The organism is Olivibacter sp. SDN3 (assembly GCF_014334135.1).
In the GTDB taxonomy this organism is placed as follows: Bacteria; Bacteroidota; Bacteroidia; order Sphingobacteriales; family Sphingobacteriaceae; genus Olivibacter.
In genome coordinates, this window is record NZ_CP060497.1 from 520,319 (window position 1) to 534,870 (window position 14,552).

The 14,552-nt window shown below is 44.4% G+C and carries 10 protein-coding genes; 2 read left to right on the forward strand and 8 right to left on the reverse strand.

The window, feature by feature from the left end; translation table 11 throughout:
• Position 1 precedes the first annotated feature (1 nt).
• From H8S90_RS02270 to H8S90_RS02300, 7 genes are all read right to left on the reverse strand, one after another.
• Complete coding sequence (locus H8S90_RS02270) at positions 2 to 2,377, reverse strand: alpha-L-rhamnosidase C-terminal domain-containing protein (RefSeq protein ID WP_187341002.1); 2,376 nt, start codon at positions 2,375 to 2,377, stop codon at positions 2 to 4.
• 28 nt (positions 2,378 to 2,405) lie between these two features.
• On the reverse strand, positions 2,406 to 3,878 hold the full coding sequence (locus H8S90_RS02275) for a RagB/SusD family nutrient uptake outer membrane protein (protein WP_187341003.1): 1,473 nt from the start codon (positions 3,876 to 3,878) through the stop codon (positions 2,406 to 2,408).
• 69 nt (positions 3,879 to 3,947) lie between these two features.
• Positions 3,948 to 7,259 carry a TonB-dependent receptor gene (locus H8S90_RS02280; protein ID WP_187341004.1) on the reverse strand — a complete coding sequence of 1,104 codons (3,312 nt, stop codon included), beginning with the start codon at positions 7,257 to 7,259 and terminating at the stop codon, positions 3,948 to 3,950.
• A gap of 190 nt (positions 7,260 to 7,449) precedes the next feature.
• A complete protein-coding gene (locus H8S90_RS02285) occupies positions 7,450 to 8,712 on the reverse strand; it encodes a FecR family protein (RefSeq protein WP_187341005.1) in 1,263 nt (420 codons plus the stop codon).
• A 177-nt stretch (positions 8,713 to 8,889) separates the two neighbouring features.
• Positions 8,890 to 9,516 carry an RNA polymerase sigma-70 factor gene (locus H8S90_RS02290; RefSeq protein WP_187341006.1) on the reverse strand — a complete coding sequence of 209 codons (627 nt, stop codon included), beginning with the start codon at positions 9,514 to 9,516 and terminating at the stop codon, positions 8,890 to 8,892.
• Positions 9,517 to 9,640: 124 nt separating this feature from the next.
• A complete protein-coding gene (locus H8S90_RS02295; RefSeq protein ID WP_187341007.1) occupies positions 9,641 to 10,462 on the reverse strand; it encodes a hypothetical protein in 822 nt (273 codons plus the stop codon).
• 192 nt (positions 10,463 to 10,654) lie between these two features.
• Complete coding sequence (locus H8S90_RS02300; protein ID WP_222852219.1) at positions 10,655 to 10,810, reverse strand: hypothetical protein; 156 nt, start codon at positions 10,808 to 10,810, stop codon at positions 10,655 to 10,657.
• A gap of 160 nt (positions 10,811 to 10,970) precedes the next feature.
• Here H8S90_RS02300 and H8S90_RS02305 point away from each other — a divergent pair, with 160 nt between their 5' ends.
• Positions 10,971 to 11,399, forward strand: a complete 429-nt coding sequence (locus H8S90_RS02305) for a nuclear transport factor 2 family protein (RefSeq protein ID WP_187341009.1) — start codon at positions 10,971 to 10,973, stop codon at positions 11,397 to 11,399.
• Between the two features lie 356 nt (positions 11,400 to 11,755).
• Positions 11,756 to 13,096 (forward strand): MFS transporter, encoded by a 1,341-nt coding sequence (locus tag H8S90_RS02310; RefSeq protein ID WP_255501773.1) that lies wholly within the window; start codon positions 11,756 to 11,758, stop codon positions 13,094 to 13,096.
• A gap of 2 nt (positions 13,097 to 13,098) precedes the next feature.
• On the opposite strand, the gene H8S90_RS02315 is transcribed toward H8S90_RS02310, so the two are convergent.
• Positions 13,099 to 14,547 (reverse strand): arabinose isomerase, encoded by a 1,449-nt coding sequence (locus tag H8S90_RS02315; RefSeq protein WP_187341010.1) that lies wholly within the window; start codon positions 14,545 to 14,547, stop codon positions 13,099 to 13,101.
• Positions 14,548 to 14,552: the final 5 nt, after the last annotated feature.

The window sequence follows — 14,552 nt, forward strand, 5'->3', positions numbered from 1 at the left end:
TTTATATTGATAAATGGGTTTCTTGTCCTGTTTTTAGATTATACGACTTCCCTTTCCAAATCAATTTCCCGGAAACCGTTTCCGGTAATTTTACTGTAATCTCCCACTTCGATCCGGTTTTTTGATAATCCACGGATAGCGCACCTTTTGGATGAGGTATAGTACCCCCAGCGCGCTGTAGCGCCCCTAAGGCGGGTTCGATGTTAACTGTCGAAAAACCGGGCGAATCACTATCTATACCCAGTACCATCCGATACAGTTCTATATTGGGGCTGGCTCCCCAGGCATGGCAATCTGAACGCGTCGTATTCGCATCGCTGATTTCTCCCCAAGTACTCAAGCCGCTATCTACATGAGCCTTCCAAATATCAAGTTGTTCCAAATACCGATCGGCATAACCCACCTTTTTCAGCGCAAGAAATTGGTAGTATTTAAAGTAAATGCTGGTTTGTGCAAGTGTCTTATCTTCGAGCACCTGATCCATGAGCTGCTGTGCCTCGCTCCCCGTTACCACTTCTGCCATGACAGCCAGTACGTTGGCGTGTTGGGAATAATGCGTCAACTGCTTGTCATCAGCAAATAGCCCTTTTTCCGCCGACCAATACACTTGTTTGATTGCCTGTTTTAGTTTCGCCGCTAATTGCTGGTATTCTTGGCCAATGGCTTCCACACCTATTTCCGATTCCAAGGTTCCCGCCAGTTGCAAAGCCCATAACAGCTGTAAGTCAAGAATCGCACTATTTCCGGCAGTGCCGTTGGGTGGCACACCGAAAACCCAACCCTCACGGTCCACCCAATCCGTAAAATTCCAGTAAGGTATCGGCCCTAGCCGGCCATCTGCTTTTTGGTAACGTTTGAAAAAACTTAAAACCTGGCGGATTCCGGGCAATAATTCCCGAACAAAGTTCTCATCGTTCCGATACATCCAATAATCGTGTACCATACCTACCCACCAAAGGGAAAATGGCGGAATCTGCTGGTCTTGATTGGTTGGATATCTGCTTAGGGTAATGCCTTCAGCCATTCGGGATTGATCAAACTGCCATAGCGATTGTCGCAAAAGCCGATCATCGCCACTATTGTAGAGTGAAACCAAACCTTGAATTCGGGTATCGCCGATATACTGTAAGCGTTCGTAATAGGGACAATCCATATAGGTTTCCATCGCACATAATTTAGCCGTACGCCAGCCCACCGTTAACAGTGTGTCGAGAAAAGGATCGTCGGAAGTAAATTTTGCCCTTAACTCGAAGGGGTACTCCGTTTGCAGTGCATAGCCATCTTCAATAATCAGCGGTTCGTCTTTTGTCTCCACCGTCAATTGCAAGTACCGGAAAGTCCGGTACCATAAAGGCATGTACTCCTCCTTTGCTCCTGAACCAACGAAAGCGTCCTGAAAGCCCTTAAAGTGCTTGCCATCGATGGTATTACGGTTCCCTTTTCCGCCGTTATCATCAAACAAGGCTTCTGCATAGGCCATATGAACAATCGCGTCTTTCCCTTTATCGATGGCAAAAACGGGATAGGCATTAACCAGCACCTTTTGATCGATCAGAACCGTTGCTTTAGTATTTGCTGGGATAACAACCCTGTTTTTATGGTGAAACACATCTTCAGACAGCTCGAGATGGAAACTATTTCTGACGGAGGCAAAGCGGATGGAATCTAACCGCATAGGCGGTATCGCTCGGGGCACAAGAAGTCTACCCGCCTGATTATTAATGGACCATCTCGTCGCTCCATGTTTACCCCGTTTTGCCGGCAACCATTCTCCTGAGACTTTGAATGCCCTGTTTTTCCAATCGCTTGGATAACGGTTGAAATCGACCCACTCTGTTCCCCCGATATCTGTATTCAGACGCCACTCGGGTTTGGTTTCATAAGCCTCATTAGCCATGACGAGCCAGGTACTATCCGTATTTAAACCGTAAGGACCAGATGGCTCATCCTCTTGCAATATAAATCCCGTTTCCATAGACATATGTGCCATTGGCCGCTGCGAAGCAAAGTTCCAAACTTCCGATGCAATCACATTGCGTCCTTCTTTCAGATAAGGTTCGATATTGATGCTCTCGAACTGCCAGTTTCGCAGATCTCCCGCTGCGGGACCATGACCTACCCATTGCCCATTGACATACAATTTGTATCTACTGTCTCCGGATACGTGTACTACAAGGCTATCCGGAACTTTAGCAATATCAACCTCCTTACGGAAATGAACAACAGCAAATTCCTGCTCACTCAATTTTGGATGTGCAATCCATCGAGCAGGCCATTGCTCCTTTAAGAGTTTAGGATTAATGTGACTGGCATGAGTCGATAAAATGCCGGCAAATACGGCATATAATAATAATCCAAAGCGCTTGTATTTTTCCATAGCTAATTATATTCTTTAGACTTTTTAATTACTCCGTTAGTAATAATTCCCGCCGAGGATATTGAAACAAAAGATTAATATTTTCGAAGGCCGCGGCAGGGATATAACTTTTTTGCGCTTTTTCGCGATCTGCATGTGCACGCATCAGAGTCTCTGCCCTACCTGTCCGCAACAAGTCCAACCAACGATGGTTTTCGAAGGCAAGCTCCACCATCCGTTCGTGCCATACCGCCTCACGGAAAGCTGTTTGATTAGCAAGGAGCTGATCGGTTTGTGGTGTCAATCCTGCACGCGATCTTACCTCATTTAGTAAAGTGAAGGCTTGTCCATTGCCTGCATACCCTAATTCATTCAGGCACTCAGCAGCCATTAGCATCGCATCCGCGTAACGATAAACCGGAAAATTCTCATTGGTTTGGTACCGAATGGCATGCGGGCTCCTATATTTAATGACATAAGGCACCGTCCTTTGCGTGTTAGGATCAATAAAATTCATATTAATCGACTTTTCTCTCCTTAAATCCCCTTCTTCATAAGCATTCAGCATATCGTCCGTCGGAATATTCCAACCCGATTCGGCACCTGGATATAATCCAAAACCTGTAATATCGGTTCCGCCATTGTAAGGCGCAAAAGTATACATGAAATTACTGGACATATCGAAAGGGCCTTCCAGGTATTGCACTTCAAAGATAGACTCTACACCATTTTTCCGTACTGGATTAAAGTTATCCGCATAGTCCGCATTTAAGGATCGGTCAGATTGTAAAACAATGTTCAGCTGTTCCATTGCCCGATCAAATTGTTGTTGCACCATGTATAATTTAGCCAGTAGCATACGTGCGGAAATGCTGGTAACCCTCCCCAAATCGTTATCTTGTTGGTAGTTTTCCGGCAGATTTTCGGCAGCTGTCAATGCGTCTTGCGCGATAGCCTCATATATTTCATTCACGGGTCTTCTTGCTGCTGAAGAAAAAGCGTCATCTGTGGAAGACACTTCATGTAAGACCAATGGGACTTCGCCAAAAAGCTGCACCAGGTTAAAATAATAGTAGGCCCTTAGGAAAGTCGCCTGGCCGACGATCTGTTGCGCGGCGTTGTCATCATTTATCTTCTCCGGTGCATAACGATCTAATATCACATTACATCTACCGATACCTATAAAAGAATTTTGAAAAAAGGAATAAACAAACGCGTTATCGTCCAATTCTAAAAATTGATCGATCTGCTCCCTTCCAAAACCCGAACGATCGCCTGCATTATATTGAAACGACGTATTGTCAGCGCGCATCTCCCCCAATTGCCAAAACGAACCTGTAAATATTTCCCTTAACGGAACATAAGCACCATTAACAGCTTGAATAAAATCTTCCTTTGACGCAAAGAAATTAGTCGCATTCTGCTCGTGCTCCGGATTGGCGTCCAGGTAATCTTTTTGACAAGCGCATAGCATCACCCCTAAACATGTGAGTATATATAGTATTCTCGTTGGTTTCATCATTAAATAATTAATTCGTTAGCATTGTTTTATCGATAATTCATGCATAATTTATATCATTACAGACCGAAATCAGATACCAAAATTTATCCCCAAAGTGTATGTCGCCGGTACCGGATAAGCTGTAAAATTCACCCCGGGAGCTAAGGAATCTGATCCTTCGAAACTCACTTCTGGGTTCCCTCCTTTATAAGGCGTGATAAAAAATGCATTCTGTGCACTCAGATAAACACGCATGGCCCGACTAAAAGATGTTTTGAAATTATAGCCCAACGTAACATTTCGCAAGGCGATGTACGACGCATCTTTCACCCAGTGGGATGGCCTAAAATCCCGCGCTAAATTCGTATTGCTAACGGTTGTTGGCAGGATTCCGGCTCCTGGATTTTCCGGCGACCGATAGCGATCCATTACTTCACGCTCCACATTAAATACACCGTCTAAATTGGTCGTAAACTGCTTGTATTGGTCCAATATCTGCGCGCCATACGAGCCATTGACCAATACCGAAAGGTCGACGTTTTTATAACGGAAGCGATTGGTCATACCAAATATAAAATCAGGATGCGGATTGCCGATGATGGTCTGATCATTAGCATTTATGATGCCATTACCGTCCACATCGCGGTAGCGAACGGTTCCGATCACCTGTCCGCTCACATGTGGATAAGCATCCAACTCGGCTTGTGTTAAAAACAAACCTTCGGAGACATATCCATAAAACATGCCCATAGGCTGCCCAACAACCGTGATATTGGTACCGTTTGCAACTCCGGTTATGATACGTTCGTTATTGCCGATATCCAACACCTGATTTCTATTGAAGGAAATATTAAAATCTGTTTCCCATTTGAAATCACCAGTGGTATTCAAGGAATTTATGGAAAATTCCCAGCCACGGTTACGTACATTTCCGAGATTGGTGATGGCCTGACTAAATCCAGAACTTATCGGCACGTCAATTGTCTGCAACATCTGTTTAGTATTCCTGGTATAATACTCCGCTACGACATTTAAGCGGCCTTTAAACAAACTGAGATCAAAACCGATATCCATTTGTTTGGAAGACTCCCAGCCCAGGTTCATATTGGCCAGCGAATTCAGATTTACACCATTAGCAAGACTGCCGCCAAAAGCGTAATTACTTTGTGTGATCAAAGGAATAGCCGTATAATTGCCTATGGCATTATTCCCTGCTATACCGTAGCTGGCCCTTAATTTCAGATCATCGATATGTGGTACGTCGGGAAAGAAATCTTCTTCAGATAGGCGCCAGCCAATAGAACCAGAGGGAAAGGTACCCCACCGATTGTTCTGACCAAACCTTGATGAGCCGTCTCTACGGATGGTTCCTGAAAGGAGATATTTATCCTTAAACACATAATTTACCCTTGCTAGATAAGAGAGCAGCTGCCATTTCTGCACGTCGCCATCGGAAGTTAAGACCGTTGCCGCATTTATGGTTTGCACGACATCGTTAGGGTATTCAGAGCCGTCGACGCGGTTCCATTCTCCACGCTCTTGCTGCACCGTAAAGCCTGCTAAGGCATCCAGTTGATGGTCTCCCCAGTTTTTGGTATAATTCAGTGTATTTTCATTTAACCAATTCAACACCACATTGGAGTCAAACCGTCCTATTGCCGGTTGAGGTGGAGGATTCCGGAAAGCTCCTACGTAGGAAGGTTGAAAGAAATCGAATTTATTATCCTGCCAATCCACATTAAAAGAAGACTTAAAGGACAGACCCGGAAGAATCTCCCAATTTAGATAGGTATTAAACAAAGCCCTAACGTTTGTCGATTTTCTTTTCGTATTTTCCAGTACATTGAGGGGATTTGAATTTTCAAAGGCATCAGGCGAAGTGATCATCGGATTAAAACTACCGTCAGCCAAGCGCACATCAGCAACCGGCGTGGTTAACAAAGCCTGGGTGAGCACGGCATCTGTAAAATGTCCTTCGGCTTCGGCTAACTTTCTATTGGTATAAGTTGGCGCTAGATTAAGCCCTAAGGTAAGGTTCTTAGCCAAATTCGTTTCCAGATTCATGCGTACGGAATAACGCTCGAAGCCCGTATTGCGCACCACACCCTGTTGATTAAAATAGCCCCCCGAAGCCATTATCCTTGTTTTTTCGTTTCCATTGCTAATGGTCACATTATAGTTTTGCATAGGCGCTACCCGGGTCATCTCATCAAGCCAGTTGGTACCCCTACCTAAAGCGACGGGATTTCGATACGGTTCCGGGATAGATGATTCGTCAAAGGGGGTATTATTAAAAGCCGCAAGATCTCTTCGGTGTTCCACACGCCAATTTGCGTACTCCTCGGCAGTCATCATATCGAGCTTTCTCGTGCTCGGAATCTGCTGAATTCCGGTGTAGATATTAAAATCTACTGTTGATAGTCCTTCTTTGCCCTTCTTCGTTGTGATCAACACCACCCCATTGGATCCCCTAGATCCATATATAGCCGTAGAAGCGGCATCCTTTAATACGCTGATGGATTCAATGTCATCCGGATTCAGGGTACTCAAGGGGTTTTGCGTTTTGTCGTAACTATTGTTTATTGGAAAACCATCAACAACATACAGTGGGTCATCGCCCGCCCCTATCGAACCAGCTCCCCGCACCCGGATTACCATTCCGCCTCCAGGTGTGCCTGAAGCTTGGTTAACTTGTACACCTGCCATTTGTCCGGAGAGCTTCTGGTCGACACTCGTTACCGGTAGGTCTTTGATAGCTGCTTGGTTAACGGTAGATACCGCTCCCGTAACATTCCGTCTCGACTGACTTCCGTAGCCTACTACTACTACCTCATCCAAGGCGGCCGCATCTTCTTCCAAAATGATCTTTATCTCCTGTTGATTATTTAAGGCTACTTCCTGTCTTTGGAAACCCAGATAGGAAATCACCAATATTGAATTGATGGGTGCAGTTAAGGTAAAACTTCCATTCTCGTCTGTACGCGTTCCATGTTTAGCGTTTGATAACAAACTGATCGACACGCCCGCTAAGGGCTCACCCGCCTTATCCGTCACAGTTCCCTGAACAGGAATATCCTGCTGTACAGAAATTCGACGCTCCGGCTTTTCACGGATAATAATCGTACGGTCATTACCGTAGGTCACTTCAAACAACTCCTCATCGAGTAGCTGTCCGATTACTTCTCGCAAGGGGTAATCAACCACCTCTAAACTAATCGGTTTAACCTTACTTAATATATGCGCTTCACTGATAAAGTCGTAACCTGTTTGCTTGGTTATCTGATAGAGCACTTGTCGCAATGGCGCGTCTTTAACATCTAAGGTCACTTTCTTTTGGGCAAAACTCGATGCATTCGATTGCAAGGCCGTTACTAATAGCAGCGCAAGTATTCCTTTTATCATACATAAACATTTGAATAGGCCATAGTCATTCATGCCTGTAAAAGCAGAACTTTTTTTATACATTTGGTTAAGATTTAAATTAGTCAGTTAATTAATTGGCTGTAAAACGGTGATGGCTATCCGGCAAGATAGCGATCAGCAACATCCGGAAGTGTTTCAGCACTTCCGGTATTTTAGCTATTATTTAAAACTATTTACGGTATGCTTTTACGATAATCCTCCTTTCTTCCTTTCCTGAGTCGTTGCTCAGAATATCAAAACGTATTTTTTTTGTTTGCTCTATATTTTCCAATAGGCTTCTTAAACTTTTTGTCCGTGCATATATACCGAAAAAGCGTAAATCTTGCACGTCTCCTTCATATTGCACTTCCACGTCATACCAACGAGATACTTTTTCCATAATTCCGCGAAGCGGTTCATTGGTAAACAAAAAGTAACCATCTTTCCATGCGAGTACTTCTTCTAAATCGATTTTTTTAATGCTAATCGAACTCCCCTTACTTTCTACGATCGCCTGTTGACCAGGCTTTAAGATCTGCTCACTCCTATCCGTTGCTGATTGATAGGTTGACACCTTTACAGCACCATTTACCAAGGTGGTATAATTGGCTTTTTGGTCCGGATAAGCTTGGACATTAAAAGCAGTACCCAACACCTTTACTTCCTGATGCACAGTATGCACGATAAATGGTGGATGCAGCTGGCCTCCTTTGCGTTTATTAGCGACCTCAAAATAAGCTTCACCCACCAGTTCAACCCGCCGTTCATCCGGCGAAAAACGGCTGGGGAACGAAAGCGACGACGAGGCATTGAGAAACGCGATGGATCCATCAGGCAGCTTGATCTTAAATTCTCCTCCCCGAGGCGTAGTGATGGTGTTTTGCCGAGGGCGTTTTAATGCGCTTATATCTTCATGCTCGCCAGCGCTGAATACGATCAGCCCTTCCTCTGTTTTATGAGCTTTAATGCCGTCGATTTGTGTTAGCTCACCGATTATCGCCTGCTCCAAATCAACTTTTCTGCCATCTTCTAAAACAAGTACGGCCCTATTGTCTCCCGGCAGCACATCATCCACCTGTACCAATGTTTGCTCATTTTCTATCGGAGATTCCTGACTGAGATGAAGAAAATAGCATCCGATAATCACACCGACTATTGTCGCCGCGAGCCCCAAGTGCCAGCGTCTCCAAAACGGCCTTTTAGGTTGCGGTTCATCCATGATCCGCTGAACAACATGCTCTAACTGTTGTCCTGTCAAAACTTCTGATTGGTCATCATGCTGCGCGTTCCAAGTTTCATCCAGTAAACTATGAAGATTTTCATCGCCTTTCCCTAATTGCAAAAGCGCCAGGAATTCTTCCCGTTCCGCCGTCGTGCAGCGATTTTCACAGTAACGTTTATATAAGTATCTTAATCGGTCGTTCATAATAGTCAAAGAGACACGCCTAGACATCGTGAAGGTGTCCTTATATTAGAAAGACCCATCTCGCAGACGAAAGGAGTAAGACAAAAAAAGATTTTTTTAACCCAGATCATTTAAATTAAATGGTATGATCAAGAGAACGCATTATAGCCGTATGATGTGGAAGCGTATTTCTACCAACGTTTTCAGAAAAAGCCAACGTCGTCGTTAACGAAACCAAATCAAGTGCATGGAGAGTATAAGGAAGGCAATTTCCGTGTGTGCGTTCAGGTATTTCCTTATAAAGCGGAGCGCAAGTTGCATATGGGTCTTTACAGTTAATTTCGAGACAGCTAATTGCTTCGCTGCCTGTTCATATTTGAGTCCCTCTTCGTGGCAAAGTTGATATACCAATTGTTGTCTAGGTGGCAGCTTTTCTACGGCTTCCGCCAACAAGCGACTTGTTTCGCCAAATAAAATTGTCTCCTCGGTAGCATTATCATGTTGCTGAAGATGAGCCGCAAATTCTACACTGGTCTTTTGCGCTAAATTCAAGCTACGCAAGACGTTCAGCGTATGGTTTTTTGTCAGGACACGGATATAGGATTCAAAATTCTCGATTTGATCAAGGCCTTTATGCTGCCATATTTTCAGGAAGACTGCATATAGAATTTCTTCCGCCAATTCCCTGGATTTGACAATTTTCAGCGTGAAAGCAAAGACACGGTGCTGGTAACGATCAAATAGTGTGCGAAAAGCATGTTGATCACCATGTTGAATACGTTCAAGCAGGTGCTGCTCATTACTGGTTGCTGCACCGCTTCGCCGGATTTTACAAAAAAGATCTGTACCCATGTTTATTAGGCTGAAAGGTTAGTATGCAAAAAAGTCGTGCAAAAGCAAATAAACGTTTTTCAGCACACATTTGCGTCCTGTACTATCCTGAACGATATTCCAAACATTAAAAAAGATCGCCTTATCATTGGTTCATATTATAGCGCTGTTGTTCTTTACCCGTATCGACAGGAGCATTTTCCTCCCATGCTATTTCCTGACGACTATCCATTACTTGTGCTGAAGCGTTTGCTGTCGGTTGTTTGGTTTCGTAAAGCACCAATTTTCCGTCTTTGACATAATAAGCTCCAACGACTTCCCCGGCATAGTATCGCCGGTCATTTGAACGCAAGGGCTTTATGTTTTCGCCGTACCGAAAGTTATCCCAACGATAGGTATTCACTGTTGCGATGACCAGCAGAATCTTTCCATCCATCTCCGGTAAGGGCATCTTCATTTTCTTAGCCGACATCAACACCTTGCCTTCCATGGGTATCTTCAAGGGGGCAGACCAATGGGTATTGACCGAATAATTATCCGCATCCACCTCACAACAACTCATTTGCCAATTCAAATAAGCCGTGCCAGCAGGGCCTCTTACATCAACCATCGAAATTTCAGGGAGGAATATTTCAAGAGCAGGTTCCTTCGGTAAAACCACCATTTTCGGCTGGCAGCAAATAATCCGCTGTAAAGAAGTATAGGGATTTAACTGGAACCCTACGAGATGCGTTACATCACCATGATAGCACTTCCGCTGCCCCAATGGTAGGTCTGATCCTTCATGCATCATTTTCAGGATACGTTTACATAATTTTTGATATTGCGCACGACTGGAAACGCGCGGCATGCAACTTTTGAATACTTTGTAAATGAGCGATGCCACACGGTTTGCGGATTTAAAGTCCTGCGTCGACTTTTTACTGTTTTCGCTTAGTGCATATTCCGGTTTTCTTTTGGTTTTCATGATAAAAACTTATTTTTGGCTGCTTTGTTAATTTAAGTCTCTTCTCTCATATTTCCTAGCAAAATCTATAAAACTCCGCTCAAGTCCGCTAAACTCCGTTCAGGTCCGTTCAAGTCCGACATTTCTTTAGTTCTCATTTGGCTATGCTTCAGTTATACTCCGGAGATACTTCTCCTATTTCTCACCTATACTTTACCTGTCCTTCACCCATAATCCGCTATAAGATTTTCTGGAGCGATGCGGATAGGAGGCGAGTATCACCTGAATAGCATAGGAATCTGCCCTGGATGTCCCAGCAGAACCGGGAGACTTCTTACACCATGGTTTTCCAGGAAGATATAGGTCCACCGGGAATATCCCATCGTTTACCGAGTTCTTCCAAGGGTTCACCTAATCACTATCGCCCCAACAGCCTTTTTGACCTACTTTTGAATCAAACATTAATAAACAAACAAAATAAACATAAAGAAATTAACACACTTCATTCACCCTTTTAAATCTTTAAGTCATGAAAACGCTCATCAGATTATTCTTCGCCGCCATCATCATCAGTGCCACCGCCGCTTTCGCGCGTGCCGAAACAAAAGCCATCAATAAAGTGGCCAGTGCAAGTGTTGTGGACCGCTACATCGAAATAGTTGCCAAAGGGAACACCCTAAATGTGGAAGCCATCTTCAGTAACCAGTTCACCCAACAGGTTGCCAACAAGGGAAAGGTTGTGCAGCACAACAGGGCACAGGTCATCGGTTTCCTGAAAAAACAACCCAATATACAGCAGAACTGCGAAACCGCTTATACCATGATCGAACAGGGCAACGACAGCGCCATTGCCAAAGTAGAAATGCAATATGAAGGTTTCACCAGGGTAGAATATGTAACCCTGAGCAATGAGGGCGGCCGCTGGAAGGTAAGCCAGGTGCTCAGCACATACCAATAGTTAACCGATATTTTAGCACATATTATAACATGTTTGTTTGGGTCAGGTCGGAGCACATCTTTTGCTTCGGCCTCCATTTTTGCCGTAACACAGCCAAAATGGTTATATTCGCTCTCCCATTATCAACATCATCCAAAACCCTACACTGCACATTTAAAGTCGATTCGTACCTACTGGGTACTGACTTCTCCATGACAAGTTATTGCATCCATTATCTATCCAATATCACTCCAGTATAAGCTACCAAAAATTGGACTCATATTGGACTTATACTGGACTCATATTGGACTCATCTCGAAAATAATAGCAATTAAAGCCCTACTTGCCTCCTACCTTTTTAATAGAAAGTTCAGATTATGCGCACAAAATTTGGAGGAACTAGACCTATCGAATATAAGATAAAAATTAACAAAACCTATTGTTTTTCTGAACACATCGTGCCTATGGTACGGATTTTGCGCGCGTATATGTACTTCATGTATATTTTTCGAGCTTTTAAACATCGTAATTATCGTTTACATTTCACAGGGCAGGCCATTTCCTTAATGGGTACCTGGATGCAGCGTATTGCTATTAGCTGGCTGGTTTACCGCTTAACGGGATCGGCATTGATACTGGGTGTAGTATCTTTCGTTTCCCTTCTTCCTTCGCTTGTCCTTGCACCTTTTATAGGCAGTTTTGTCGATAAACATCAGAAATACCGCATTGTACTCACCACACAATTCGGGCTCATGCTACAAGCAGGTACTTTGGCCTTATTGGTTTTTATCGGGTACTACAATGTGTGGTGGATTGGCCTCTTAGGTTTCATACAAGGTGTCATCAACACCTTCGATGTTACAGCGAGGCAATCCCTTATGGTAGAGCTGGTGGAAGATAAGGAAGACCTCCCAAATGCTATTGCGCTTAACTCCTCGGCTTTCAATGCGGCCCGGATGCTAGGACCAGCAGTTGGAGGGATCCTGTTGAGCACCTACGGCGAGGTGGTGTGTTTCACGGTCAATTTCGTCAGTTTTATCGCTGTTCTTGGTTCTCTACTATCCATGCGACTAAAGCAAAAGCCAATTATGGCCAAGCAGGAAAGCACCTGGCAAGGTTTAAAGGAGGGGTATAAATATCTACGTAATTCCCCACACATCTCTTCACTTATTTTACTGCTGGCAGCATCAAGCCTATGGATTATTCCCTATACTACGCTGCTCCCCGTTATTGCTCGGGAAATGTTCGACGGTGACGCCACTACCTTTAGCTGGTTTGAAAGTGCAGCAGGGTTAGGTGCAATGGCGGGTGCTGCCTATATGGCCATGACGAAAGCGGGCACGAATCTCCGGTTTCGGGTTATGAAGGCTTCGGGTTTATTTGCTCTTGGGATCTTATTACTATCATTTGCCACGTGGTTACCATTGGCCCTGTTATGTATCATGTTTGCATCTATGGGTATGATGGTACAGAATTCGAGTATCAACACCTATATACAAACCCATGCTATGCCGGCATTCCGGGCACGTGCCATCAGCTATTACATCATGGCTTTTCAAGGTGTATTTCCAATTGGAAGTTTGTTTATAGGGGCGCTCGCACAAAGCTTAGGCATACATTACACCTTGATCATTCAGGGTACGGCAGGAGCTATTATCGTCATTGTTTTTATTGTGTATATTCGGCAGCACCTCCAGCGGCGATTTGTGCCGGTGTAGGCTTAACACACTTGTACAACCGGCACATCCAATAGCTGCCCGAATTTTTTGATTTTGGATGCGATATGCCCTACCCCGATAGCGCAGTGGTGTGCCGGCCCATAACTGTTCCAGTCGTTTACAAAAGACCGGGCTCCGATAGAAAATTTATAGCGACTGTTGGTGTTCCCTATTTCGAGTATGGGCCCTGCAACCGATTCCCCTTCCGCCATCAGTAAGAATAAACTACCGTCTTTTGCTTCCACAACAGACAACAAAGTAACCGGTCCGTTTTTAACCATCATTTCCACAGACACCCCCTTTCCTACTTTACCGTGATAAACTTTCAATGGTCGTACTTTAGTTTTCCCTTCAGCAATAGCAATATGCCCCGGGCCATCATGCCCCATCAGCACCACATCTTCGTTAAAATCCATCGCATAATACTCCGTAAACGAGCCTCCTGCGCCGAAACTATCCATAATTTTCATCGCCTGCGCATTTTTCACCTCATATTCGCCCGCTACCGGGATGCCATTGGCGGTTAACAGGGAATTACCCAATATGATCGAGCTGATAGCTTCCTCGTTTTCTTTGTTTCCCGTACCCTTATAATAGTAAGCCATGGAACCCAGTTTGTACTTTTCTACCAATCGATCTAAAGCCACGGAGGTAATGGCTGCTTTTGTTAATTCTTCCGCACTGCAATCCTCTTGTATAGCAAAGGTTTGCGCAAACAGGTCCAAACGATCTTGCCGCTCCACCTCGGAGACCTCTTTTCTCAAGGTTACCAGTTCCTCTACCTCCAACAATTCGATATGCCCACCAAAGGTGGCATATTGTTTGGTAAGATCGGTATAGATATCCAACATTCCGCTATAGTAGTGCCCCAAACAACCTAAGCGATTGTACTGCATAATCTGTACAACCTGCGCAGCGGCCACCCATTCGGCCACCTCCTGCCAGCATTCCTCGTCATTATCCAGTAGTCCAGTGATCTGATGAAAACGGATACCGCTCCTATTGAACACATTTGCTATCTCCGGTACCGGACAGGCAGCGCAATGGGCCAACCATTCGCCCGTCATCTGCTTGCGATCGCCCAGCTTATTGAAAGAAGCATAGTCAATAGCCGCTTCGGGCGATAAGTTTAAAATGATAACCGGCACCTTGGCCTTTTGTACCACCGGCAATACGGTAGCCGATAGGGCGTATGTAGAAACATATAAGAAAATCACGCCAACATCCTCCTGTTTAAACATTTTCCCCGCTGCAAATGCTTTGTCGACGTTATCAACCAGACCGGCATTGACCACCTCGGAGTGAGAAGTCTTTAACTTGCTTGCTATCTTGTTTAAGTAATTCTTTAAACGCTCTTCCAGCCCTTCGAATTGCGACCAGTACGTATCCAATCCAATACCAAATAAACCTATTTTTAGTGGTGCTGTTGAGAAATTCAATGCTTCTTCCATCAAAA